The sequence below is a fragment of the Ruegeria sp. SCSIO 43209 genome (genome assembly GCF_019904295.1).
In the GTDB taxonomy this organism is placed as follows: Bacteria; Pseudomonadota; Alphaproteobacteria; order Rhodobacterales; family Rhodobacteraceae; genus Ruegeria.
The window spans coordinates 365,853-392,294 of sequence record NZ_CP065362.1; the positions used below are offsets into that span (position 1 = coordinate 365,853).

General features: G+C 56.7%; 23 protein-coding genes. 16 read left to right on the forward strand and 7 right to left on the reverse strand.

What is annotated here, in order from left to right:
- Positions 1–20 precede the first annotated feature (20 nt).
- The 3 genes from I5192_RS21070 to I5192_RS21080 form a co-directional block, all read right to left on the reverse strand.
- On the reverse strand, positions 21–1,043 hold the full coding sequence (locus I5192_RS21070; RefSeq protein WP_223118478.1) for a proline racemase family protein: 1,023 nt from the start codon (positions 1,041–1,043) through the stop codon (positions 21–23).
- 63 nt (positions 1,044–1,106) lie between these two features.
- A complete protein-coding gene (locus I5192_RS21075) occupies positions 1,107–2,165 on the reverse strand; it encodes an ABC transporter ATP-binding protein (RefSeq protein ID WP_170407775.1) in 1,059 nt (352 codons plus the stop codon).
- Positions 2,162–2,956 carry an IclR family transcriptional regulator gene (locus I5192_RS21080; RefSeq protein ID WP_170394450.1) on the reverse strand — a complete coding sequence of 265 codons (795 nt, stop codon included), beginning with the start codon at positions 2,954–2,956 and terminating at the stop codon, positions 2,162–2,164. The genes I5192_RS21075 and I5192_RS21080 overlap by 4 nt, the downstream gene beginning before the upstream one ends.
- A 140-nt stretch (positions 2,957–3,096) precedes the next feature.
- On the opposite strand from I5192_RS21080, the gene I5192_RS21085 reads away from it, so the two are divergent.
- From I5192_RS21085 to I5192_RS21140, 12 genes are all read left to right on the forward strand, one after another.
- Entirely contained in the window at positions 3,097–4,356 is a 1,260-nt protein-coding gene (locus I5192_RS21085; protein WP_170394448.1) for an ABC transporter substrate-binding protein, read from the forward strand.
- 94 nt (positions 4,357–4,450) lie between these two features.
- On the forward strand, positions 4,451–5,377 hold the full coding sequence (locus I5192_RS21090) for a carbohydrate ABC transporter permease (protein WP_170394445.1): 927 nt from the start codon (positions 4,451–4,453) through the stop codon (positions 5,375–5,377).
- 1 nt (position 5,378) lies between these two features.
- Positions 5,379–6,227 (forward strand): carbohydrate ABC transporter permease, encoded by an 849-nt coding sequence (locus I5192_RS21095; RefSeq protein WP_170394442.1) that lies wholly within the window; start codon positions 5,379–5,381, stop codon positions 6,225–6,227.
- 22 nt (positions 6,228–6,249) lie between these two features.
- Positions 6,250–7,590: an alpha-glucosidase/alpha-galactosidase gene (locus tag I5192_RS21100; protein WP_170422850.1), complete on the forward strand. Its 1,341-nt coding sequence runs from the start codon at positions 6,250–6,252 to the stop codon at positions 7,588–7,590.
- 54 nt (positions 7,591–7,644) lie between these two features.
- Positions 7,645–9,354, forward strand: coding sequence for an IlvD/Edd family dehydratase (locus I5192_RS21105; protein WP_223118479.1), 1,710 nt, complete (start codon positions 7,645–7,647; stop codon positions 9,352–9,354).
- Positions 9,354–10,121 (forward strand): SDR family NAD(P)-dependent oxidoreductase, encoded by a 768-nt coding sequence (locus tag I5192_RS21110; RefSeq protein WP_170625528.1) that lies wholly within the window; start codon positions 9,354–9,356, stop codon positions 10,119–10,121. The genes I5192_RS21105 and I5192_RS21110 overlap by 1 nt, the downstream gene beginning before the upstream one ends.
- Positions 10,122–10,125: 4 nt before the next feature.
- Positions 10,126–11,019, forward strand: coding sequence for a 2-dehydro-3-deoxygalactonokinase (locus tag I5192_RS21115; protein ID WP_223118480.1), 894 nt, complete (start codon positions 10,126–10,128; stop codon positions 11,017–11,019).
- A complete protein-coding gene (locus I5192_RS21120) occupies positions 11,016–11,621 on the forward strand; it encodes a 2-dehydro-3-deoxy-6-phosphogalactonate aldolase (RefSeq protein ID WP_223118481.1) in 606 nt (201 codons plus the stop codon). Before I5192_RS21115 ends, I5192_RS21120 begins: the two co-directional genes overlap by 4 nt.
- Positions 11,618–12,478: an SMP-30/gluconolactonase/LRE family protein gene (locus I5192_RS21125; RefSeq protein ID WP_170511969.1), complete on the forward strand. Its 861-nt coding sequence runs from the start codon at positions 11,618–11,620 to the stop codon at positions 12,476–12,478. The genes I5192_RS21120 and I5192_RS21125 overlap by 4 nt, the downstream gene beginning before the upstream one ends.
- The gene (locus tag I5192_RS21130; protein WP_223118482.1) at positions 12,475–14,388 is read left to right on the forward strand and encodes a beta-galactosidase; all 1,914 of its coding nucleotides are present in this window, start codon (positions 12,475–12,477) and stop codon (positions 14,386–14,388) included. The genes I5192_RS21125 and I5192_RS21130 overlap by 4 nt, the downstream gene beginning before the upstream one ends.
- Positions 14,389–14,455: 67 nt before the next feature.
- Positions 14,456–16,300: a family 1 glycosylhydrolase gene (locus I5192_RS21135; protein ID WP_223118483.1), complete on the forward strand. Its 1,845-nt coding sequence runs from the start codon at positions 14,456–14,458 to the stop codon at positions 16,298–16,300.
- Between the two features lie 39 nt (positions 16,301–16,339).
- Positions 16,340–17,266, forward strand: coding sequence for a carbohydrate kinase (locus I5192_RS21140; protein WP_223118484.1), 927 nt, complete (start codon positions 16,340–16,342; stop codon positions 17,264–17,266).
- Positions 17,267–17,401: 135 nt separating this feature from the next.
- Here the strand turns inward: I5192_RS21140 and I5192_RS21145 are convergent, their stop codons facing one another.
- The 3 genes from I5192_RS21145 to I5192_RS21155 form a co-directional block, all read right to left on the reverse strand.
- Positions 17,402–18,667 (reverse strand): ABC transporter permease, encoded by a 1,266-nt coding sequence (locus I5192_RS21145; RefSeq protein ID WP_170394412.1) that lies wholly within the window; start codon positions 18,665–18,667, stop codon positions 17,402–17,404.
- Positions 18,664–19,470, reverse strand: a complete 807-nt coding sequence (locus I5192_RS21150) for a taurine ABC transporter ATP-binding protein (RefSeq protein WP_170394409.1) — start codon at positions 19,468–19,470, stop codon at positions 18,664–18,666. Before I5192_RS21150 ends, I5192_RS21145 begins: the two co-directional genes overlap by 4 nt.
- A 74-nt stretch (positions 19,471–19,544) precedes the next feature.
- Entirely contained in the window at positions 19,545–20,540 is a 996-nt protein-coding gene (locus I5192_RS21155; RefSeq protein ID WP_170394406.1) for an ABC transporter substrate-binding protein, read from the reverse strand.
- A 176-nt stretch (positions 20,541–20,716) separates the two neighbouring features.
- On the opposite strand from I5192_RS21155, the gene I5192_RS21160 reads away from it, so the two are divergent.
- The 4 genes from I5192_RS21160 (at position 20,717) to hisD (ending at position 24,937) form a co-directional block, all read left to right on the forward strand.
- A complete protein-coding gene (locus I5192_RS21160; protein WP_170394403.1) occupies positions 20,717–21,691 on the forward strand; it encodes a LysR family transcriptional regulator in 975 nt (324 codons plus the stop codon).
- A 218-nt stretch (positions 21,692–21,909) separates the two neighbouring features.
- Positions 21,910–22,923, forward strand: a complete 1,014-nt coding sequence (locus I5192_RS21165; RefSeq protein ID WP_223118485.1) for a D-cysteine desulfhydrase — start codon at positions 21,910–21,912, stop codon at positions 22,921–22,923.
- 35 nt (positions 22,924–22,958) lie between these two features.
- The gene (locus I5192_RS21170; protein WP_223118486.1) at positions 22,959–23,654 is read left to right on the forward strand and encodes an aspartate/glutamate racemase family protein; all 696 of its coding nucleotides are present in this window, start codon (positions 22,959–22,961) and stop codon (positions 23,652–23,654) included.
- A gap of 8 nt (positions 23,655–23,662) precedes the next feature.
- Complete coding sequence (gene hisD / locus I5192_RS21175; RefSeq protein WP_223118487.1) at positions 23,663–24,937, forward strand: histidinol dehydrogenase; 1,275 nt, start codon at positions 23,663–23,665, stop codon at positions 24,935–24,937.
- A 33-nt stretch (positions 24,938–24,970) separates the two neighbouring features.
- On the opposite strand, the gene I5192_RS21180 is transcribed toward hisD, so the two are convergent.
- Positions 24,971–26,437, reverse strand: a complete 1,467-nt coding sequence (locus I5192_RS21180; protein WP_223118488.1) for an aldehyde dehydrogenase — start codon at positions 26,435–26,437, stop codon at positions 24,971–24,973.
- Positions 26,438–26,442 lie beyond the last annotated feature (5 nt).

The following is a 26,442-nucleotide window of genomic DNA, read 5'->3' on the forward strand; positions in this document are numbered from 1 at the left end:
GGGTCGAATTTGGCCCCGGCTTATGCCCCCCAAGTGTCGCGTAGGCGATAGCCGCCAGGCCATGGGTCATCGGGGTCGAGCATGTGCTGGTGCGTACCCGTAATCCAGCCTCGCCCCGAGATTTCCGGGGTGATCGCCACGCGGCCGTTCAGATCATGCCGCTCTACGATACGGCAGCGAAATTCACTGTTGATGACTGAACGCGCGTGGTAGCGATCGGTCATCGTCATTTCTCCCTTGGCCAGCAAAACCGCCATCCGGGCTGAAGCACCGGTGCCACAAGGTGAACGATCCAGCTTACCCGGTTTGATGGCGACAGTATTTCGTCCGATGAGAATATCGCCCTGACGATCGAGCGGGCCTGCAATCTGGCAAAACGAAATGTGACTCCAGTCTTTAGTGGGGTGATCGAAGCCTAGCTGCTCATTGGCGGCATCGGTGATACGCGCGCCAGTCCTTGCAAGATCAGCTCCTTCATCAGGGGTAAGCTCGAAACCCAAATCGGCGGCATCGACAATTGCAAAACTGTCGCCACCAAACGCGGTATCCACGCGCAACGTCCCGATGCCCTCAACCTCGATCCGGGCATCCAGCTTGTCGACGAAACTTGGCACATTATGCACAAAGATACGTTCGGCCTTGCCATTGCGGCATTCGGCGCGGACGCGGATCAACCCTCCTGGGGCTTCCAATGTCAGATGGGTTTCAGGCTCGTGCATCGGAAGAATGCCACTGTCCAACAGAACCGTTGAGACACAAATCGAGTTGGAGCCTGACATCGGTGGCGTGTCTTCCGGTTCCATGATGATGAACGCTGCATCGGCCTCGGGGTTTTTTGGTGGAACCAACAGATTCACATGGCGAAAGACACCGCCGCGAGGTTCATTCAGCATGAAATCCCGCAATGTCTGGTCCTCAGCGATAAAGGTCCTTTGGTCCCATACCGTCTCTCCCGGAGGCGGAGCGACGCCGCCGACGATAACGTCGCCCACTTCGCCTTCAGCATGGGCCGAGATCACATGGATGGTTTTGGAACTGCGCATAAAGCCTCCGGAAAGCCGATGGATAATGCGCAGTCATGCAAAACAGATCCGGTCTGGCAAGCCCTATCGCAGCCGCTGACCCGTCTCGGGATCGAACAGCATCGCACGCTCAGGACGAACCGAAAGCCCGATGCGGTCACCGGTCGTACTGCGTTGGTCTTCCCGTTCTTCCACAATCAGCTTATCGCCATTTGGCGTCAGCAGATAAGAATATGAAACACCACCGAGCGCTTCGGTCAGATCAACTGTGCAGGTGTCACCGTTTCGATCCACCTGAATATGCTCGGGGCGAATACCCAATGTTACTTTCGTCGCTCCTTTGGGAACGCTCTCGGTGACCGGGACATCATCAGTAAGTGCTGGGTGCCGCACCATGCCGTCCACGACATCGCACTCAAGGAAGTTCATTGCAGGAGACCCGATGAAACCCGCCACGAACTTATTGTCGGGGTCGCGATACAGGTCCATAGGGGCTCCCACTTGCTCAATCCGACCGTCGCGCAATACCACAATCTTGTCGGCCATGGTCATCGCCTCGACCTGATCGTGCGTAACGTAGATCATCGTCGCGCCGATTTCCTGATGAAGCCGCGCAATTTCAACCCGCATTTCCACGCGAAGTTCTGCATCCAGATTCGAGAGCGGTTCGTCGAACAGGAACACCTCGGGGCCGCGCACAATGGCACGCCCGATCGCGACACGCTGACGCTGACCGCCGGACAACGCTTTGGGTTTGCGTTTCAGATATTGGTCGAGCTTCAGAATATTTGACGCTTCCTGAACCTTCTGATCGATCTCGGCCTTGGCAACACCGTTCATACGCAGACCAAATCCCATGTTCTCGGCCACGGTCATATGAGGATAGAGCGCATAGGTTTGAAAAACCATCGCCACTCCGCGTTTGGCAGGATCCACATGCGTGACTTCACGTGCGCCGATATGGATTTCCCCGTCCGAGGTTTCTTCCAAACCCGCGATCATCCTCAACAGCGTGGACTTACCGCAGCCCGAGGGGCCCACGAACACGCAAAACTCACCATCTTCAATCTGCAGATCAATCCCGTGAATGACCTGCGTCTGGCCATACCGTTTGATCGCGCCTTTCAGGGTTACACCTGTCATGTTGCTTGCATCCTATTCTGTTGGCCCTCGGGGAACCGCCACGCCTGTGCTTCTGTGCCGATCTGTTCAGCGACGCGCCGGACGCGCGGCACCCAAGATTGCAATTGTTCGAAATCCATTCGCCCCGTCGATCCTGTCACCGAGAGGGCCCCCAACATGCGGCCCCCGTTAGTCAGAATCGGGCAGGCAATGCAGATGATGCCAGGCTCATGCTCTTCATCATCAACTGCGTAACCACGGCTGCGGATCTTAACGAGATCAGCCCGCAATGCCTTTTCCGAGGCCAAGGTCTTGTCAGTGAACCGATGAAAGCTTTGTTGCGAGATCGTCTTTTCCAACTGTGCCTCGTCCAAATAGGCCATCATCGCTTTGCCAACGCCTGTGCAATAGGCCGGGCCGACCTTGCCGGCCTCGGAATACATCTCAATTGGTCGTTGCGCGTTGCGCTTATCCACATAAAGCACCTGCCCGGAATCAAGTTGCGCCAAGTGCACGGTCTCCCCTGTCTCGGCGCTGAGAGCGTCCAGGAAAGGCCGCGCAATTGGAGCTAATGAGCTATGCGTCCATGCCGAATGTGCCAGGCGCACCAATCGCATACCTGGCGAATAGGTCTGCCGTTCCGGTTCGTAATGCAGCATGCCCTGATTGGTTAGCGACTGCAGAAAGCGGTATAGCGTCGCCTTGGGAAATTCACTGCGCTCCAGCAATTCCCCGAACCGCACCGGGCGTTCGAAGGCCGCGACCTGTTCCAACACGTCACATGCTTTTCCTATTGTTCCGTCACCTGCCACGGGTGCCTGTTCTCCTCCACTTTCCCTCGGCTTTGGGCACGAGGGTCTTGACAAGAGTAGCCGAGTCGATGTGTAGTTTTCAATATATAAAACAAGGTTTCAATATTTGAGACCAATATGGAAGCTTAAGGGAGGAAACTATGCATTCCATGTTCAAGCGCACAGCGGCTGCTTTGGCTGCCAGTGTGGCACTTGCTGCGCCCGTCGCAGCAGAGCTGACCGGCGAGCTGCGAATCTTCCTCGATACGTCCAACCCGGCGCCGCGCGCGACGATGGAAGCGATGATCGAGCGATTCGCGGCCGAGCATCCCGGTCTAGAAATCGAAACCACCGTGATCGACCGTGAGGCCTACAAGACCCAGATTCGCAACTTCCTGACGGCTGACACGCCAGACGTTGCCACCTGGTATGCAGCCAACCGAATGAAGCCTTATGTTGAAGCGGGTCTTTTCGAAGACGTCTCGGACCTGTGGGCTGAACCTGAAATCGCCGACAATCTGGCCTCGACCAAAGGTGCGATGACCATTGATGGCAAACAGTGGGGCGTTCCGTACACCTACTATCAATGGGGCGTTTATTACCGCAAAGACATCTTTGATGAGCTGGGTCTGACCGAGCCGACCACTTGGGAAGAAGAACTGGCCAATTGCCAGAAGATCGTCGATTCCGGCCGCGCCTGTTATACCATCGGCACCAAGTTCCTGTGGACAGCAGGTGGCTGGTTTGACTATCTGAACATGCGCACCAACGGGTTCGACTTTCACAATCAACTCGCAAATGGCGAGATCAGCTGGGAAGACGACCGGGTTAAGCAGACCTTCGCCAACTGGAAACAGCTGATCGACATGGGCGCATTCATTGACAACCACCAGACATATAGCTGGCAAGAAGCCCTGCCCTTTATGGTCAACGGTGAGGCCGCCGCCTATCTGATGGGTAACTTCGCTGTGGCTCCGCTGCGTGAAGCAGGCCTGACCGACGATCAGTTGGACTTCTATCAGTTTGTCGCCATCAACCCCGATGTTGAACTGGCCGAAGACGCGCCGACCGATACGTTCCATATCCCGGCCAATGCCTCGAACAAGGAAGCCGCGCGTGAGTTCCTGCGTTTCGCAGTCTCTGCGGACGAACAGACCGAAATCAACAACGGTGCAAACCTCGGCCAGTTGCCTGTGAACGCGCAATCTGCAGTGGACGACGACAAGTTCCTGCAGCAGGGCTTTGTCATGCTATCGTCTAACAGCCCCGGCGGTGTTGCACAGTTCTGGGACCGCGACGCACCAGCGGAAATGGCAAAAGTGTCGATGGAAGGCTTCCAGGAATTCATGGTCAAGCCGGACAACGCTGACAAGATTCTGGCCAAGCTGGAACGTGCGCGCGAGCGCATCTACGACAACTAAATCTTGTCCAGGGTCGGGCTGAAGCCCGGCCTACACCTTGCACAATAGTAGGGCGGGCTTCAGCCCGCCTTCACCCACCAGATCCGAGATGCCCATGACCGCTGCCGTTGACGCCCCCGAGCAAGAAAGCTGGTTCCACAGAAACCAACAGCGCATCGCGCCCTGGCTGTTTTTGGCTCCGGGTCTGTTGTTCTTCATGGTCTATGTGATCATCCCGGTCTTTCAGTCTTTCAATCTGTCTCTTTATGAATGGGACGGTTTAGGTGCAGCTGAATATGTCGGCTTTCGCAACTATGAAGATCTGTATTGGGAATGGGTGGACCGCGACGCTTTCTACATCTCGCTCAAGAACAACCTGATCTGGCTGATCCTGTATCTGGCCGCAATCCCTGCAGGCTTGTTTATCGCACTGTTCCTGAACCAGACGGTCTGGGGCATCCGCCTCTACAAGTCTTTGTTCTTCTTTCCCTTCGTCATCTCTCAGGTCGTCGTTGGGCTAGTATTCACATGGTTCTACGACCCAACCTTTGGCCTTCTAAATGAATTCCTAAGCCTCTTTGGCCTCGGTCCACTGAACGTGCTGGGGGATGAGCGCTTCGTAACCTACGGCATCATCTTCGCAGGTCTATGGCCACAAACGGCCTATTGCATGATCCTCTACCTCACCGGCCTGAACGCCGTCGACCCCGAACAGATCGAAGCCGGGCGTCTGGACGGCGCAAAAGGTGGGCGAATGCTGTGGCACATTATTCTGCCGCAGCTGCGCCCGGCAACCTTCATCGCATTCGTTGTGACAATCATCGGCGCGCTGCGCAGCTTTGACCTGATCTCGATCATGACACAGGGCGGTCCTTTTGGTTCGTCCCGCGTGCTGGCCTACTACATGTTCGAGGTCGCGCTGTCCGAATACGGCTTCCGCATGGGATATGGCGCAGCTATCGCTGTGATCCTGTTCCTGATTATGCTCTGCTTCATCGCCTACTTCCTGTGGTCGATGTACCGCGAAGAAAGGGGGCACTGAGATGTTTCCCAAACCGATCGAAAAACAACCCCGCGCAGCGCAGATCACCTATCAGGCGATGTTGCCTCTGGCACTGCTACTATGGCTGGGGCCCCTTTTGGCGGTCGCGCTTTTCTCGGTCAAACCTGCCGCAGACTTCACCAATGCGAATTACTGGGGGATGCCGTCAAGTTTTGAGGGCGCGTTCAACTATGGTCAGGTCTTTTTCAATTCGGATATGCCACGTTACTTGATGAACTCGTTCCTGATCACCGTACCAACGGTAATCGGGGCCGTTGCACTCAGTTGCATGACAGGCTTCGCGCTGGGGATCTACAAATTCAAATCGAACCTCTGGATCTTCTTCATGTTTGTGGCGGGCAATTTCGTACCCTTCCAGATCCTGATGGTCCCTGTGCGCGATCTCACGCTGGAGTTGGGCCTTTACAACACCAAAACAGGGCTTGTGCTATTCCACATCGCCTTCCAGACCGGGTTCTGCACGCTCTTCATGCGCAACTTCATCCGCGCCCTGCCATTCGAACTGATCGAGGCCGCACGGGTCGAGGGCATTAGCGAATGGCGAATCTTCTGGTACGTCGTTCTACCACTGATGAAACCGGCCATCGCCGCACTCAGTGTCCTGATTTTCACCTTCATCTGGAACGACTATTTCTGGGCTGTTGTTCTGACCCAAGGGGCCGAAAGCCAGCCCGTGACAGCCGGGATCACCAGCTTTAACGCGCAATTTCGCGCTGCTTATCAGTTGATGAGTGCCGGTTCTATAGTGGCAGCCCTGCCGCCGGTTGCCATGTTCTTCCTGATGCAGAAACACTTCATCGCGGGCCTGACCCTCGGTGCCGTAAAATAACGTCAAACCAGAGGTTTACCTCATGACCAAGATCACCTTTGTAGGTGCAGGTTCCACGATCTTCATGCAGAACATCGTGGGCGACGCCCTGCTCACCCCTGCCCTTGCAGACAGCCACTTTGCGCTGATGGATATCGATCCGGTGCGCTTGGCCGAAAGCGAAGCTGTGGCCAAGGCCATGATCCGCTCAGTCGGCACGGGTGCAACCGTCTCAACCCACACGGATCGTCGCGCGGCGCTGGACGGCGCAGATTTCGTGATCACTGCCTTTCAGGTTGGCGGGTATGAGCCTTGCACGGTGACAGATTTTGAAATCCCAAAACAATATGGCCTGCGTCAGACTATCGCCGATACGCTGGGTGTTGGTGGCATTATGCGCGGCCTGCGCACTGTGCCCGTTCTGTGGGGCGTCGCGCAGGACATGATGCAGTTGTGCCCCAACGCAACGCTGCTGCAATACGTGAATCCGATGGCCATCAACACCTGGTCTCTGGCTGAGCGCTTCCCTAATCTGAAACATGTCGGCCTGTGCCATTCTGTCCAGAACACGGTCGAAGAACTGGCGCATGATCTAGACCTGCCCAAGGCGGACTTTCGCTACAAAGTTGCCGGCATCAATCACGTCGCGTTCTTCCTCAAGCTCGAGCATGAAGGCCGCGATCTGTATCCGGCTTTGCGTCAGGGCTATCGCGCCGGGCATTTACCCAAGCCTCCGCTGCTAATGCCGCGCTGTCCAAACAAAGTCCGGTACGAAGTGATGGACCATCTTGGATACTTCTGCACCGAAAGTTCCGAGCATTTTGCAGAATACGTTCCTTGGTTCATCAAAGACGGTCGCAATGACCTGATCGAACAGTTCAGCATACCGCTGGACGAATACCCGACCCGCTGTGTCGAGCAGGTGGCCAATTGGAAGGAACAGGCCAAGACCCTGACAGATGGTCGGAACATCGAAGTAACCCGAAGCCATGAATTCGCCGCCGACCTTATGAACGCAATCGTGACAGACACGCCGTACACAGCCTACGGCAACCTGCCAAATACGGGTCAGATTCCGCAATTACCCCTAGGTGCAGCGGTTGAAACGCCGTGTCTGGTTGACTCGAATGGCGTCCAGCCTTCCGTGGTCACGGATATCCCACCACAACTGATCGCGTTGATGCGGACCCAGATCAACGTACAAGAGCTAACGGTTCGCGCGCTGACCGAAGAAAACCCCGAATACATCTATCACGCCGCAATGATGGATCCCCATACTGCAGCCGAGCTGGATCTGCGCCAAATTCGCGGCCTCGTCACCGATCTGCTTTCTGCCCATGGCGATTGGCTGCCAGATTGGTGCCGCCCCGCCCGCGCAGCTTAATCTTCGTCTTCTCAAAAAACACTCAATTCCAACGCCAGACTGACAGAGCCAATAATGACCAAGAAACGCCGTTCACAGCATTGGTACGGAAAACTCGATAAGGACGGGTTCATTCACCGGTCCTGGATGAAAAACCAGGGCTTTCCGGATCACGCTTTTGACGGGCGCCCCATCATCGGCATCTGCAACACATGGTCGGAACTGACGCCCTGCAATTCGGGCCTTCGTGATCTAGCCGAAGGCGTGAAACGGGGCGTGTGGGAGGCGGGCGGCTTTCCAGTGGAATTCCCCGTTATGTCGCTGGGCGAGACCCAGATGAAACCCACCGCCATGCTGTTTCGCAACCTGCTGGCGATGGATGTCGAGGAATCGATCCGCGCCTATGGTATCGACGGCGTTGTCCTGCTGGGTGGATGCGACAAGACCACCCCGGGGCAGCTGATGGGTGCAGCCTCGGTCGATTTGCCGTCCATCGTGGTTAGCTCTGGCCCGATGCTGAACGGCAAATACCGGGGTCAGGATATCGGTTCGGGCACTGATGTCTGGAAGTTTTCCGAAGCTGTTCGTGCCGGAGAAATGACACTTCAGGATTTCATGAACGCTGAATCAGGCATGTCGCGTAGCGCGGGTGTGTGCATGACTATGGGCACCGCTAGTACCATGGCCTCATTGGTTGAGGCGATGGGCATATCGCTGCCCACCAACGCCGCCCTGCCTGCCGTTGATGCCCGCCGCATGGCACTGGCGCATCTGACCGGCAAGCGCATTGTCGAGATGGTGGACGAGGGTCTCAAACCATCAGATATCCTGACCAAGGAGGCGTTTGAGAATGCCATCCTCGCCAATGCAGCCGTCGGAGGATCGACAAACGCAGTGGTCCACCTGTTGGCACTTGCAGGTCGCGTGGGTGTCGACTTGACGTTGAAAGACTTTGAAATCGGATCGGAAATCCCCCTGCTGGTCAATTGCATGCCTTCTGGCAAATACCTGATGGAGGATTTCTGTTATGCAGGCGGTGTGCCAGTGGTTCTGAGCGAACTCAAACCTTTCCTGCGCCCGGCAAGAACAGTTCTGAACAAGGACATCTCGGCCCACTGTGAAGGGGCTGAGTGTTTCAACACAGACGTCATCCGCCCATTTGACGATCCGGTAAAACCCGCCGCAGGCCTGCGGGTTCTGCACGGCAATCTTGCGCCCAACGGGGCAATCGTGAAGCCTTCGGCGGCCACAGATGCACTGCTGGAAACCGAGGCCGAAGCATACGTTTTTGAGAGCATCGAAGATCTGAAAGCCAATATCGACCGCGACGACTTACCAGTAACACCTGAGACCATTCTGGTCCTCAAAGGTTGTGGGCCCAAGGGCTATCCAGGGATGCCCGAGGTTGGGAACATGCCGATCCCGGCCAAGCTGGTCAAAGACGGCGTACGCGACATGATCCGGATCTCGGACGCGCGTATGTCTGGTACTGCATTCGGGACAGTTATCCTGCATGTCAGCCCTGAGGCTCAGGCTGGTGGTACGTTGGCGTTGGTCAAAACCGGTGACCGTATTCGCGTGTCCGCCAGCAAGGGCGAGCTGCAGCTGCTGGTCGACGAAAAGGAACTGGACGCCCGCCGCGCCCTGTGGCAACCGGACGATCCGCATTACTCGCGCGGGTATGCGAAGCTTTATATCGACCACGTGTTGCAGGCTGATCGCGGCGCGGACCTTGATTTCCTTGTGGGCAAAGACACGCGCCTAGTGACGAGAGAGAGCCACTGATGGATCAACCTGCTACATTTCAAGACCTCAACGGAGCCTCTGTTTATATCACCGGCGGCGGTTCGGGCGTTGGTGCAGCGTTGACTGACGGGTTCATGGCCCAAGGGGCTAAAGTTGCCTTTATCGGTCGGTCAGATGCCGGTGAATTTGTCGAACAGATGCGTGACAAGCATGGCCGCGCCCCCTTGTTCCTGCAGGGTGACATGACTGATACCGAGCTGTTGCACGCCACCATGGCCAAAGCAGCTGAAGCCCATGGCCCGATTAAAGTGCTGGTCAACAACGCCGCGAATGACAAGCGGCACTCACTTGAAGAATCTACAACCGAGTTCTGGGACTGGATGATCGAAGTCAACCTAAAGGCCTATTATTTTGCCTGTCAGGAAGCCGCGCGACAGATGAAGGACAAAGGCGGTTCGATCATCAATTTCAGTTCGATCAGTTACCTGATGGGGAACGCAGGTTATCCAATCTATACAAGTTCAAATGCGGCAATCACCGGCATGACACGCTCGTTGGCGCGTGAACTTGGGCCACATAAAATTCGCGTCAACGCGCTGGCACCGGGATGGGTTCTGACACAGAAACAGCTGGACATGTGGGCCACACCCGAAGATCTGGCTGCGCATATGGATCGCCAGAGCCTGAAAGAGCATCTGACGCCCGAAGACATGATCGCACCAACCCTGTTTCTGGCTTCAAGCGCAAGCCGTGCAATGACCGGGCAGTGCATGGTGGTTGACGGCGGCGTGGTAGGAACGGGGTGACGCTATGAATGTCGAGTGGATCGCTGTTGACTGGGGAACATCTCATCTGCGGGCATGGGCCATGCAAGGTGATAGCGTTTTGGCACAGGCCGCGTCGTCAGATGGTATGTCCCGCACAACCGGCGGAGGTTTTCAGGCAGCCCTGCTGGCTTTGATCGAAGATTGGCTGCCCGGGCAACCGGTAGATGTGATCGCCTGCGGAATGGTCGGGGCACGACAGGGTTGGGTCGAGGCCCCGTATTCTGCGGTTCCATCCGAGCCCATTCCGGTCGTACCCTTCCGCGTTCCAAACACCGATCCGCGTATTCGGGCCTTCGTTGTTCCTGGGCTGAAACAGACCAGCCCTCCCGATGTGATGCGCGGCGAAGAGACTCAGATCGCGGGGTTCCTCAGCACGCATCAGAATTGGGACGGTGTGATTTGCCTACCCGGCACGCATACAAAATGGGCCCAGATCAGTGCCGGAGAGGTGGTCAGTTTCCGAACCTTCATGACCGGCGAGTTGTTTGATCTGCTGCGCGGGCAATCCGTTCTGCAGCATTCAATTGACGAGGGCTGGGACGACGTGAATTTTACCGAAGCGGTTGCCGACATGCTGTCGAAACCCGAGCAGCTGGCAGCGCGCCTATTCGGGCTACGGGCTGCTGATTTGCTGCACGGTCAAAGCAAGAGCGTTGCACGCGCCCGTCTTTCAGGGTTCCTGATTGGCGCCGAGCTTGCCGCATCGCGGCCCTATTGGCTGGGCCAACAATTGGCGATCATCGGCTCGGAAAGTCTGACCAAGGCCTACGCGACCGCCCTGCAGCAACAAGGTGCCATGGTCGAAACCGCAGACGCCACAATCGCAACACTTGCGGGTCTGTCGCAGGCCCGAACATTAACGAGGCAAACCGCATGAGCCGCCCCATCATCGCCATCCTGCGTGGGCTGAACCCTGACGAGGCGCTACCGGTCGGTCACACCCTGCTAGAAGCGGGAATTGACCGGATTGAGGTTCCGCTGAACTCTCCCGATCCGCTGGAAAGTATCCGAGTTCTCGCCTCGAAGATCGGGGACCGTGCGCTTATCGGAGCGGGCACTGTATTAACCCCCGATCAAGTTGACGCGATTGCTGATGTCGGAGGTAGATTGATCGTTTCGCCGAATTGCGATGTGCCCGTGATCCAACGCTCTGTCGCGCTTGGGCTGCAAAGCTGGCCAGGTGTGTTCACGCCGACCGAGGCCTTCGCAGCGCTCCAGGCCGGGGCTACAGGGTTAAAACTTTTCCCCGGTTCGCTTGCCGGTCTTGCAGGGTTGGCTGCGCTGCGCCCTGTTTTGCCGCCGGGTGCTCAGGTCTTTGCCGTGGGCGGTGCAGGCCCCGAGAACTTTGGAGCCTGGATCGAGGCCAGCGCCGACGGCTTCGGAATTGGATCTGCGCTCTATAAGCCCGGAATGTCAGTTGGAGATATAGCAAACCGTGCCCGGCAAATCGTTGCTGCCTATGATGAGGCCGTTGGATGAGTCAGGTCTATGACGACCGCCCCTGCGAATTGGGCGAGGGGCCATTGTGGCACCCTAAACGGCAACAGCTTTTCTGGTTCGATATCATCGGCAAGCGATTGATGACGCGAGAAAATGAACAAGCGCATAGCTGGGCGTTCGATGAACATGTCTCAGCCGCAGGATGGGTAGACCGTGACACTTTGCTGATCGCGTCGGAAACCGGCCTGTGGCGATTTGGGCTTGAGAGTCGAGCCAAAGATTTGATCGCCCCGCTTGAGGTCGACAATCCGGTGACTCGATCCAATGATGGGCGCGCCGATCCTTGGGGCGGGTTCTGGATTGGCACCATGGGCAAACAGGCAGAAGTAGGCGCAGGTTCGATCTATCGCTATTGGAATGGCGAGCTACGGCCATTGGTCCGAGATATCACCATCTCAAATGCAATTTGCTTTGCGCCGGACCGATCCTGCGCCTATTACAGCGATACCGCCACCAAGCTGGTCATGCGTTGGGAACTGGACGCGCAGACAGGCTGGCCCATAGGAAAAGCGGCGGTCTTCCTTGACCTGCAAAGCGAAGATCTGAACCCGGACGGTGCCGTGGTTGATCACGACGGAAACATCTGGATCGCCCAATGGGGTGCCAGCCGGGTTGCAGCCTATACGCCCGGCGGTCAATTCCTGAGAGCGGTTGGTTTCGATGCCAAACACACTTCGTGCCCGAGTTTTGGTGGTGATGACCTGACTACACTGTTCTGCACCACCGCCCGCCAAGGGCTGGACGCGGACACTCTTGTAAGAACGCCGACGAATGGCATGACACTCACCGCGCCAAATGTGGCGCAAGGTCAAGCTGAACACAGAGTTATACTATGAAGCCGGAACTTGGCGTTTGCTATTACCCTGAACACTGGCCCGAAGAAAACTGGGCTCAGGACGCCGCGCGCATGGTCGAGATTGGCTTGAAATGGGTCAGGATCGGCGAATTCGCCTGGAGCCGAATGGAACCCACTGCTGGAGACCTGCAATTCGACTGGTTGGATCGCGCGATTGAAACCTTGGGTGCGGCAGGGCTGAAGATTGTGCTGGGCACCCCGACGGCAACACCTCCGCGATGGATGCTGGACAAGCATCCCGACATGCTGGCTGTGGATGCTGATTGCAATCTACGCAAGTTCGGCTCACGCAGACATTATTGCTTTAGTCACACCGGCTATATCGACGAATGCAAGCGGATCACGAAGATCATGGGTCGGCGCTATGGCCGCAACCCGTATATCGCTGCTTGGCAAATCGATAACGAATATGGCTGTCACGATACGACGCTCAGCTATAGTGCTGCGGCGCTGTATGCTTTTCACCGCTGGCTGTCGAACCGATACAACTCGATCGACGCGTTGAACGATGCCTGGGGGAATGTGTTCTGGTCGATGGAATATAACAGCTTCGATCAGATCGAGCTGCCGAACCAGCCCGTAACCGAGCCCAACCCGGCACACGTCTTGGCGTTTCGCAGGTTCAGTTCGGATCAAGTGGTGGCGTTCAACAAGGCCCAGGTCGATGCGCTGCGGCCGCTAACGGATCAACCATTGCTGCACAATTACATGGGGCGTGTGCTGGAATTCGATCATTTCGATGTAGGCAGGGATTTGGACATCGCGACGTGGGACAGCTATCCTATTGGCTTCCTGTCGGATCGGTTGGAAGTGGACGAGCCGCACAAGACTGCATTTCTGCAGCAGGGTGATCCGGACATGCAGGCCTTTCACCACGACCTATACCGCGCCGTCGGTCGAGGCCGTTGGTGGGTCATGGAACAGCAACCCGGTCCAGTGAACTGGGCCCCCTACAACCCGGCACCCCTGCCCGGCATGGTGCGTCTCTGGTCGCTTGAGGCGGTGGCCCATGGGGCCGAAGTGGTCAGCTATTTCCGCTGGCGGCAAGCACCGTTCGGGCAGGAACAGATGCATGCCGGTCTACTTACCCCGCATGGCGACGAAGCACCCGGTTTGGCAGAGGCGCGTCAGACCGCCGATGATCTGGCCGCGATAGGCACGGTTAAACCAGCCCATGCACAGGTTGCTATCGTCTTCGATTATGCATCTGACTGGGCCTGGACAACGCAGCCTCAGGGCGCGGGGTTCGACTATTTCCGGCTCGTATTCTCTGCCTACCGCGCGTTGCGGCGCGCTGGGTTGTCGGTGGATTTCGTGCCTCAGGACAAGGTCGGCAAGGAGCACTATAATCTGATCCTAGCACCGGGCCTGGCTGCCCTAGGCGATCTTGAACAAAGGCTACTACAAGGATGTGATCTTGCCGTTCTGGGACCGCGCAGCGGGGCAATCACCGCAGATTTTCAGATCCATGATTCGGGGCGCCCAGGTCTTGATGGCCTCAGCAGCCATGTCGATCTGATCGAAACTTTGCCACCCGGCGTAACCCGTATTGTCGAAGGGGGTGGTGCTGCGGAACATTGGGTTGAGCGCTTGTCAGGCTCCGCCCAAAAATTGCTTTCTTTCGCAGATGGCGCTGCGGCGTTGCATGGCGGTGCCGGTCTTTGGTATTTGGCGGGGTTCCCCGATGAGGCCCTTTGGGATCGCGTCATAGCCATGGCGGCCCAGAAAACGGATCTGGCGCTCCATCCGATGCCCAAAGGGCTGCGGCGGCGCGAGACGCAGTCGCACGAAGTGCTGATCAACTATAATGCGCATTCAGTGACATGGGACGGCCAGCAGATCGAGGGATGTGATGTCCTGTTCAGGACGCGCGGTTCATATAAACGTTAATCTAGATACCGCTAACATAACCTGTTAGATGGCGTGACGCTGGTCATGGCTCCAACAGGTTGCGACAATGAAATATACCCGTTCTGACTTTCCCAATGGCTTTCTGTTTGGTGCGGCTTCCCCTGCAGAACCGGCAACTGGCCTAGACATGCACCGCTTTACAGTTCGTTGGCAACACATCATGCCAGACGGTCGCATTCCTGATGCACGCGCATTGGATCAGTGCGAGCAGCGGATTGATCAGCTTTTGGCACACAGCATTCGGCCATGCATCGTGCTGGATCACAACGATATCCCCCCAGCGCTGGAGGATATCGGCGGGTGGCGCAATCGAGTAATGGTCGACTATTTTGCAGCGTTTTCTGAGGTAATCGTCGCTCGGATGGGTGATCGGATATTCAACATCTCTACCTTGAATCCGTCCGTCGGAATCGAACGCGACCCTCGCACCAATGCCCGCAGCCTGCACCATCAATTGCTTGCACAGGGCGCGGCGCGTCAGGAAATGCGGAGCTATGGGATGGCCAATCTGGGTGTAGAGGTCGATCCGCTCATCCTTGATACGATAACCAACGGGCAATACTCGCAGTCTTTGCTGGATCGATTGGCCAGCCACTTTCCCGAAAATTGGCGGGATGATTTTTCCATCATCGCCGAGCCGATTGATTGGTGCAGCGTAGTCGTGAAAGAAGGCACTGACATAGACAGGCTCATGCGCACAACACATGAGCAATCGCTGCCTTCATTCGTGACCGTAGCTGCCGATGCGGGTCACGACTTGGTGCATACGCTGGAGCGCATGCATGACGCGCTTGAATCCGACACCTTGGTACACGGCATTTTCGTTCAGTCCGGGACCGACGTCGAGGCGTTACAGACAATCCAAACAAGTGACGCCCAGCCGGCCCCATGGATTAGACCCAAGGGAGGGTTACACGCACATTGGAATCTGGTGGCTGATATCGGCGGCACAAATACAAGATTGGGCGTCGTAACCGAGGGGGCGCTGACCGATCTTCGCAAACATCCCACCGGCTCCGTAAGCGACCTGCAAGACGCATTACACAGTTTGTGCGACGAGGTCGGAACAAAACCGCGCGCGGTCGTTGCTGCCGGGGCGGGGCCGGTTCAGGACGGCACCATTCGCCTGACCAATGCCAATCTTGATCTTTCCGAAGACGCTCTGGCCCGAGCGACCGGCGCGCACCATACCTATGTCATCAATGATTTCACTGCTGCCGCATGGTCAGTCGCCGAGATTACCGAGAATGATGTTGAGGTATTGCAGGGCTCAGCCGCTCCACCATTGGGGACACGGCTAGTTGTTGGGCCGGGAACCGGGCTGGGCGTGGGCGCCCTGCTCTACTCTGAAGGACATTTTCACACCGTTTCCGGCGAAGGCGGCCATGTTGGATTGTCCCCGCGCCATCTTGACGAGGTCGAAGTTTTCAGCGCAGCGCGCCAGATCATACCCGAGTGCTTTTTTGACGATACGCTCACCATCGAGGCCGAGATGTTCCTGAGCGGAACCGGGCTGCCGGTCCTCTATCAGGCGATCGGGATGGCCGAGGGTCTGCCCGAGGGTGTGGTACGTTCGGCAAAAGACATTCTGCAGGATGCGCAGGACGGCTCGGATACCTGCGCTGTCAAAGCGGCGCGAATGTTTACCGAGCATCTGGGCGCCATAATGGGCGATCTTGCTGTTGCTCTTATCCCCTCCGGAGGTGTGTTTCTGGTTGGCGGGGTGGCCGAAAAGAACCGCTGGCTGTTTGGTCAGGATTTTCTGCGTGCCTTCAACGCGGGTGGGCGGTTCGATGAATTGCGGCAATCGATGAACCTGTATGTGTCAGAACAGGATGAGTTTGGCATTGTTGGCGCTAACAATTTCTGTAAGAATGCCTTGGCACGGTAATTTGGCCGCGCATTTTCAAGCAGGCCGAGGGATAGCAGAATGATCCTGTGCTGTGGAGAAGCTCTGATCGATATGATTGCCGAACCAACGGTTTCTGGCAGCAAAGGGTTTGTGCCACATTCCGGCGGCGCGATCTTCAATACAGCAATTGCATTGGGTCGTTTGGGCATTCAAACGGGGCTTCTGTCAGGGCTATCTACGGACATGTTCGGAGAACAGTTGATCGCCGCCTTGCAGATCAGCCATGTCGCGACCTCGCACGTTATCCGCTCGGACCGTCCTACGACACTTGCATTCGTGCAGTTGCGGGATGGGCACGCCACATACAGTTTTGTCGATGAGAATACGGCGGGCCGGATGCTGCGGCCCGAAGACATGCCGGATCAACTACCGGGCGTTTCCGCACTGTATTTCGGAGGGATCAGCCTGGCTTGCGAACCCTGTGCCGATGCCTACGCGGCCACACTTGATCGTCATGGCGCGGATCGTGCCGTAATGCTGGACCCCAATATTCGACCCAGCTTTATCAAGGATCAGACGCGATACCGGACCCGCTTGAACCGTATGATCGCAAAGACCGACATCATTAAAGTTTCCGATGAAGACCTTGATTGGATTATACCGGGCCCCGAAAGCCATGCCGAGAAAATTCCACTGCTGCTTCGAGCAGGACCAGCGATTGCAATCGTGACCAAAGGGGGGGATGGCGCGACAGGCTATCTTTCTGATGGAACGGACGTATCCGTACCCGTCCAGAAAGTTAAGGTCGTGGATACTGTTGGTGCTGGCGATACGTTCAACGCAGGTGTGCTGGCTGCGCTAAGCCAAACCGGTCATCTCAACAAGCCCGCCTTGCGCACTTTGCCCACAAGCAGTCTTCGCGACGCGCTTGAATACGGTGCAAAGGTCGCTGCCGTCACCGTATCCCGAGCGGGGGCAAACCCGCCTTGGGCACAGGAGCTCTGAAGGTATACAGACCGATGCCGTGTTCAAGCTAAGACAGCAGCAAGGTCCAACGCCGCGTTCTTAATCGCAGCTGAAACAAAAGGCCCCCGAGATTGCTCGGGGGCCGCTTTGTTACCACAGTATCGGAAAGACCGATCAGCTGCGGCCTTTCCATGGCACCAGCCAGTTCTCGGCCTTGCGCATCAGGATATCGATTCCATATCCGATCACCCCGATAAGGACGATCCCCATGATGACAATGTCAGTCAGCTGGAATTTGGATGCGGCGATGATCATCATGCCGGCGCCCTTTTGTGCGGCAACCAGTTCAGCCGCAACAACAGTTCCCCAACAGACACCCATAGCCACACGTGCACCGGTGAAAATCTCGGGCAGCGAGTTGGGCACGATCACATGGCGCATGATCTGCCATTTCGACGCCCCCAGAGAATACGCTGCGTGGATTTTCGAGATGTTCACACCGGACACACCAGCCCGCGCGGCGATGGTCATGATCCAAAGGGCCGCAAGGAACAGCAGAACGATCTTGCCGGTCTCCCAGATGCCGAACCAGATGATCACCAGTGGGATCAGCGCAAGTGGCGGCACCGGTCGCATGAACTCGACAATCGGATCGAACCAGCCGCGGAACCAACCGGATAGGCCCATTGCATAACCCAGCGGAATCCCCACAAGCGCACCTGCGATAAACCCAGCAATCACGCGCAACAGCGACCAGCCCAGATGCTCCCAAAGCGAGAAGTTCTGGTAGCCTTCATTCGCAATCTCAAAGAACCGGGCCACAACGGTTTCAGGGGCTGGAAGCCAGATGGGGTTCATCTGCAAGCCCTGTTTGGGGGTGAAACTGATCGCCCCTTTCCCGGTCAGCGTTACGGTACCATCGCCTGTATCAACCTTTTGGCCTTCACCTATAGGTGTGCCGTTGATCGCGACGATCTTTGCACCCTCATTACGTTTGGCATCATCGTTCTTGTCGAACAGGATCGTCGATGAGCGGCCCGCAGCAGCGGCAACCGCATCGTCTTTGGCAAATCCGCTGCCGGGCTCGACCTCGAATTTCTCTGCTTCCTCACCGAAGGCTGGAACGCGAACAAAAATCGTGGCTTCATCCGTGCTGCCATCCGCGTTTTCGAGCGTATAGGTGAATTGCGTATCACCCACAAATGGGCCCGGCACATGGATCGGAAACAACTTCGAGCCGGTGAAAGCCGCCCAGATCACAAAGATCACGAGAACCGAGATTATCGACGCAGCCCTATCCGCTCGTACGGCACTTTCGTCGCCGAAAGTCACAGTTTTCAAGCTTGTGAAATCCTGACGCGATTGCAAACCGCGGCGTAACGCGTAGACGATGAAAAACGCGCCACCGAACAGGCCGATATAGAAGAGAAGTACAATCATGATGCCTGCTCCGTCCGACCCATAATTTCTTCTTCCATCTCCCAGATCATCGAGAGGATCTCATCGCGCTTTTCCGCAAAACCTTCGGATTTCTTCACATCACGCAGATCGGCATTCACACCGCGTTCAGCAAAAGGCAGATTGTATTCGCGGTGAATGCGCCCCGGTCTGGGGGCCATGACAATCAAACGCTCACCCAGCAACAAGGCCTCTTCGACCGAGTGGGTGATCAGGATGATCGTCTTGCCCGTTTCTTTCCAAAGCTTCAGGACAAGGCCCTGCATTTTCTCACGGGTCAGCGCATCCAAAGCACCCAGCGGTTCGTCCATCAGGATGACGTCCGGCTCGTTTGCCAGGCACCGCGCCAACGCAACACGCTGCTGCATCCCGCCCGATAGTTCATAAACCGCCTTGTCCTTGAAATCCTGCAGCCCCACGACCTCAAGCAGATGGTCGGAAATCTGGTCACGCTCGGCTTTGGGCATGCCTTTCATACGCGGGCCAAACTCGACATTTTCCCGCACGTTCATCCATTCGAACAACGCGCCCTTCTGAAACACCATCCCGCGTTCAGCATCAGGGCCTTTGACCAGATGGCCGTTCAGTTCAATCTTGCCAGATGTCGGCGCCAGAAATCCTGCAACGATGTTCAGCAACGTCGTTTTACCACAGCCCGACGGGCCAAGGACAGACATCAGCTCACCCTCTTTAAGGCTGAGTGAAACATCTTGTAGGGCCTGTACTGAGGAGCCGTTGGGTAAGTCAAAGCGCATGGACAATTCTACGATGTCCAGTTCAGGCATCCTGCCTCCTTCCTGCTTTCATAGCTGTCGACCGGCCCGAAACCGGGGCCGGTCGCATGAAATGTCCTGCGTGATTAGTTATTCGCAGCTGTCAGCGGGCCTGCATTAACGGCACCATCATACGAATCCAGAGCGGATTCGATGCTGCCTGCCGACACGAACACGTTTGCAACACCCTGCATGAAGTCTTGCGCGCCACCTCCCAGCCACTTCTCGGACAGCTGGTCTTCAACTGACGGGAAGGTGAAAGTCGCGATTGTGGCTTCAGCGTCTGCAGGATCCATACCAGCATCCTTGGCAATCACCGGCAGCATTTCATCTTTGCTGTCGCCTGCGTTCCACTTGGCGTTGGCATCTGCGGTAACCTTAAGGAACTTCGACAGAAGCTCGGGCTCTTCTTCGATGAAGCTTGCCGGAGCGCTAGTGACGTCGAACACCAGGATACCGATCTCTTCTTTTTCAGCACCGGTCAGCAGGATGTTGCCATGCTCGGTCATGCGACGAAGCGCGCCACCCCAGCCGCAAACCATATCGAGGTTGCCCTGCGCAAATGCCGCGGCGCCATCGGCCGGAGCCATGTCAACAATTTCCATTGAACCGATGTCGACACCAAAGTGAGACATTTGCGACAGGAAACCGTAATGCGCAGCTGTGCCGATCGGAACACCGACCTTCTTGCCGTTCAATTCACCCGCATTGCCCTTGTCGATTTCAAGCGCTTCGGCAACAACGCAGTTGTCGTTGTCTGAATAGCTGACCGCCACATCGACGATCTGGATGTCCTGACCGGCCGAAGTGGTTACCACAAACGGTGGTACCCCTTGGCTGACCGCGATCTGTACATCACCCGAGGCCATCGCAGCTGACATGGCGGTACCGGTGTCGAAAGACACCCAGTTGATCTTGACGCCCAGTTCTTCTTCGTAGGTTCCGTTTGCTTTCGCATACTGGAACGGCATCGGCCATTCGAGGAAATATGCAACCGTCAGTTCATCAAGCGCGGCGGCTTGTGAAGCGGTAACGGCCGCAATCCCGGCATATGCTGTTGTGAGCAGATATTTCTTGATCATTTTGACTATTTTCTCCCTGCTGGTTCCACTTGTCGGCTCTTGAAACGTCCGAACTCTGGAACAGTAGAAAAACCATAGTCCTTACGCGTTGAATTAGTAAATCAAAATACTGGTTGCGTAAAAAGCGAAACTTTGTTTCGCTTTTGACTGATAGTTCGCTGGTTTGGGAGCACCCGATGACAAAGAAAGCACTCAGTCTCAGGTGGCTGGAGGTCTTCCAACTTATTTCCAAGTTGGGTTCAATCCAAAAGGTGTCAGCTGAAACCGGTTTGTCAATCAGTACGGTCTCCAATCACTTGCGCAGTCTTGAAAAGGCGCTGGATGTGGATTTGGTGGACCACAGCCGCAGACCAATGGGTCTGACACCCGCAGGCACGGTGTTCTCACGACATGTGCATGACGGCCTGATCGCCTTGAAACGGGGCGAGGCCGAGCTTCGCTCGGGCAGTTGGCAACATGCAACAGATTTGCGTCTGGGCCTGATTGACGATTTTGACAGCCGGGTCGCGCCAGAACTGTTCCGTCATCTCTCTGCAAGCCTGCCGCGGTGCAATTTTCGCCACTTTACCCGCCCCAGCCATGAGATTCTTGACAAACTGCAGTCTCAAAAGCTGGATGCAGGCGTTGCGACCCGACCTCCTGAGCACTTTGAGGGGTTAATCGAATTCCCGCTACTTCGAGATCCGTTTATCGTCATTCTTCCGCCCGCATATGACGGACCGGTCGAGGAACTGACCAAATCAGACAGTCCGCTTCCGCTTTTACGATATTCGCGTGATCACACCATAGGCAGACTCATCGAAATTCAGCTAACCCGTAGCAAGATCAACCTGCCCAACCGGTTCGAACTTGAATGTAATCAGTCAATTATCGGACTTGTCGCCGGGGGCAGTGGTTGGACGATCACGACTGCTGCCAGCTACTATCGCGCACGACGATTCCACAAAGATACACGCGCATTACCTTTCCCGGGCAAAAGCTTTGCGCGTACCGTATCGTTGTTCACGACCAATATCTATCCGTCGACAACCACACGACTGATCCACAACACACTGCAAAACCTGATCCGTCGTCATGTGACCGAGCCTATGAATTCGCGGTTTCCGTGGTTGAATGACGACTTTCGAACCATTCCCGCACCCCCCGAATGAGCAACCAGGTAATCTGAGCGCAATATCGAAGTTATTTTCCGGCTTTTTCGAAACCGGGTACAGTGCGCTTGACCGACGCGCCCCATCCGCTGTGATTAGGCCTGACCTTGCAGCTTGACTACAGGCGGCATTCTAAACCCAGAAACCTACCCAGCGGCCCATGTTGGCAAGACCTACCGGTCTTGAACCATGTGCCGGGCCCAGATCAGGACAGCTTGATGCATCTTTCCCGTTTTCCCCGTGTTTTTCTTGCCCATCTGCCAACACCGCTTGAACGGATGGATCGTATGTCCGAGGCTCTGGGAATCGATCTTTGGATCAAGCGAGACGACTGCACCGGCATGTCGACGGGTGGCAACAAGACCCGCAAACTAGAGTTTCTGTTCGGCGAAGCGCTCGAACAAGGCGCAGACATGGTGATGACACAAGGGGCAACGCAATCGAACCATGCGCGTCAAACCGCTGCATTCGCTGCCCGGCTGGGTTTGAAATGTCATATCCTACTGGAAGACCGCACCAGCTATAACAACGCCAACTACAACAACAATGGCAATGTCCTGCTGGATCATCTGCATGGCGCAACCACCGAGAAGTTTCCCGGCGGCCACGACATGCCCGCCGAGATGGAGCGTTCGGCCGCGAAGAAGCGTGAAGAAGGTCACAACGTCTATGTCATTCCGGGCGGAGGTTCGAACCCGACCGGAGCGCTTGGCTATGTAAACTGCGCGCTAGAGCTTGTGAGCCAAGCCAATAACGCCGGTCTCAAAATCGATCGCGTGGTGCATGCGACGGGCTCCTCGGGCACGCAAGCCGGGCTGGTCACCGGGCTTTGCGCCATGAATACGGGCATTCCGGTTCTTGGCATTGGCACCCGCGCGCCGCAGCCCAAACAAGAGCAGATGGTCTATGATCTAGCCTGCAACACGGCTGAGAAATTGGGTTGCCCAGACGTGGTGCGGCGCGAGGATGTGATGGCCAATACCGACTATGTAGGCGACGGCTACGGCTTGCCGACCGAAAGCGGCATTGAGGCGATCCGCATGTTTGCCGAACTGGAAGGCATTCTGCTCGACCCGGTCTATTCCGCCAAAGGGGCCGCCGGTCTGATCGATCTGGCGCGCAAGGGCTCGTTCAAGGATGAGCGCGTGGTGTTCTTGCATACCGGAGGCTCGGTTGGCCTGTTCGGTTATGATTTCGCTTTCGATCACACCGACCGCTGGGTCAATCTGTAAATCACGGTGATAAGTTCCAGCAAGCAGGTCTTTGCATGAAACCCCGCGTCACCGGCATATTGGGCGGAATGGGCCCAGAGGCGACAATTCTGTTGCAGCAGCGCGTGTTATCCAAGGTACAGGCGGCGGATGATGCCGATCACCTGCCACTATTGATTGACATGAACCCACAGGTGCCTTCCCGCATCGCGCACCTGATCGAGGGCAACGGGTCTGATCCCGGGCCGGTTCTGGCCGATATGGCGAGAGGATTGGAGCAATCAGGGGCAACCGCGCTTGCGATGCCGTGTAACACCGCACACCACTATGCGGCGCAGATAGAGGACGCCGTCTCGATCCCCTTTCTAAACATGGTAGACCTGTCCGTGGATCAAGCGGCGCAGCTCCTGCCTTCTGGCAGCCAGGTCGGAATTCTTGCCTCCCCAGCGCTGCGAAAGGTCGGAATTTTTGACGCCCCCCTGAACCGCGCCGGATTTACCGCAATCTGGCCCGAGGATGAAGATAGGATGCTCGGCACGATCCGCCACATCAAATCTGAAGGGCCAACCGGCGCTGCACTCAGCACACTTTCCGACGCTGCTAACGCCCTTTCGGGCCGGGGTGCCGCGCTTTTGTTTGTGGCCTGCTCCGAATTCTCTCTGCTCACCCGCGACTTGCCCAAAAGCGTTCCGATCATCGACACCGTCGATGTTCTGGCGGGCGCTATCCACTCCCACTCTCTGACGCGTTGAGGTTTCCCATGGCCGTCTCTTATCTGAAAACCGCCCTGCCCCGCCCCGATGCAGAAAATTCGGATATCCGCGATATCGTCGCAATCATGCTCTCCAATATCGAGCGTGAGGGCGAAGAGGCCGTTCGGCGCTATGCCGGAACGCTCGATGGCTGGACGGGAGAGTTCGTGTTGACTGATGAAGCGCGCAAAGCCGCATGTGACCGCGTGCCTGAACAGGTCAAAGACGACATCCGCTTTGCCCATGCCAATATCCGTCGATTCGCCGAAGCGCAGATGACCACGGTGAGCGAATGCGAGATCGAGGTGATGCCCGGCCTGATTGCAGGTCAGAAACAGATCCCGATCTCGAGCGCGGGATGCTACGTTCCTGGTGGTCGGTATAGCCATATCGCAAGTGCGTTGATGACAATTACCACGGCAAAGGTGGCTGGGGTGTCCCACATCACGGCGGTCTCGCCACCGCGTCCCGGTGCGGGCATCCCTGATGCAATAGTTTATGCGATGGACCTTAGCGGTGCAGATCTGATCCTGAATTTGGGCGGAGTTCAGGGGATTGCTGCGATGGCCCATGGCTTTTTTGGTGCGCGGCCAGCCGACATTCTTGTCGGTCCGGGAAACTCCTATGTCGCCGAGGCGAAACGGATGCTGTTTGGTAAGGTTGGCATCGACATGTTTGCAGGTCCAACCGATACCTTGGTCATTGCCGATCACACAGCATCGATCGAGACTGTCGCCTGGGATCTGGTGAGCCAAGCCGAGCACGGCGTCGATAGCCCTGTCTGGCTGGTCAGCACCGATAAAGCTTTGGCCCAGGGTGTTATCGCGCGCGCCGATGCCCTGATCGAAAGTCTTCCCGAGCCGAACGCTAGTGCAGCGCGCACGGCATGGCGCGACCGGGCCGAGATCATTCTTTGCAACAGCCGCGACGAGGCTGCCAGGGTCGCCAATAACTACGCGCCCGAACATCTGCAGGTGATCGCCGAGGACCTGGATTGGTGGCTGGACCAACTGACCACCTATGGATCGCTGTTTCTGGGTGCCGAAACAACAGTGCCCTTCGGCGACAAGACGTCCGGGCCAAATCATGTTTTGCCGACAAGCGGAGCGGCCCGATATACCGGCGGTCTGTCAGTGCATAAATTCACCAAAACGGTGACATGGCAGCGCTGCTCAGCGCAAGCCTCGCACGAGCTTGCTGAACGCACTGCTAGGATCAGTCGGATGGAAGGCATGGAAGGCCACGCACGCGCGGCAGAAATGCGATTGTCTAAAGTGTGCTAAATCTGGCCCAAGGATGCTGTTGATTAGTCAGATTCACCGCATCACGAACGGATCGGGGATCGGATCGTCGCTTGTGCGCAACCAGACCGATTTGACCCGTGTGTAATCAAGCGCCGCCTGTAGGCCCCCTTCGCGCCCGTGGCCCGACAGTCCATGACCTCCGAATGGAGCAATCGGGCTGACAGCGCGATATGTGTTAACCCAGACAATGCCAGCCCGAATTCTGCGGATCATTCGATGTGCGCGGGTCAAGTCTTTGGTAAAGACACCCGACGCCAGCCCAAACGCGGTGTTGTTGGCTATTTGTACCGCCTCCGCTTCGGTCCCGAAACTGACCACCGAGAGGATCGGACCAAAGGCTTCGCGCGTCAGACAGGGCGCATCAGGCGCGTCCGTACAATCAATGATTGTCGGTGGAAAATAGTGCCCCTCACGGTCCAAAGGTTGCCCACCCGCTATCACGGTAGCCCCTGCCGAGACGGAATCAGCAACCAGATCTGCAGCAGTCACAAGCTGAGCCTGAGTGCACAGCGGGCCAACCTCGGTCTTTAGGTCATCGGGCGCCCCGATCACGATCTCACCCGCTTTTTCGGTGAGCCGGGCCAGAAACTCATCTTTGATCTTGTCAGAGATTACCAATCGCGATCCCGCCACGCAGCTTTGCCCGGTCGCAGCAAAGATCCCCGAGACCTGCGCGTTCACAGCACTTTCGATATCGGCATCTTCGAACACGATGAACGGGGATTTTCCGCCCAGTTCCAACGAAGTCGAAGCGAGGTTTTCAGCCGAGTTGCGCACGATATGGCGCGCGGTTTCCGGGCCGCCTGTAAAGGCAACATGATCGACATCCGGGTGACTGGTCAGAACGGCGCCGCATTCCGGCCCGAAGCCGGTGATGACGTTCAGAACTCCGGGCGGGAAGCCTGCCTGATCGAAAATACGCGCGAATTCCAGCATCGGGGCCGGACCATCTTCGGATGCTTTCAGAACGACTGTGCAACCGGCGGCAAGCGCCGGGCCAATCTTGACCGCAGACAGGAACAGTTGCGAATTCCACGGCACTATGGCGGCCACCACACCAACTGGTTCGCGGCGCAGCCAAACCTCCATGTCGGGCTTGTCGATCGGCAGGTGCGCCCCTTCGATTTTGTCCGCCAATCCGGCATAGTAACGGTAGTAGTCCGCGACATAGGCGATCTGAGCAGAGGTTTCGCGAATGATCTTGCCGGTATCGCGCGTTTCAAGCTCGGCTAAGGTCTGAGCATTTTCGGCGACCAGATCGGCCAGCCGGTACAACAGTTTACCACGCGCCGTTGCTGTCATGGTCGCCCATTCGGGGGCATTCAGCGCTGAACACGCAGCCTCAACCGCGGCGTTCACATCATGTGTTCGGGCCTCAGGCATTTTCGCCCAAACGGTGCCCGTCGCGGGATCAAGGCTGTCGAAATGCGCGGTCCCATCCGAAAACGTGCCGCCGATATAGTGCTGAAACTGCCGCATTTTCT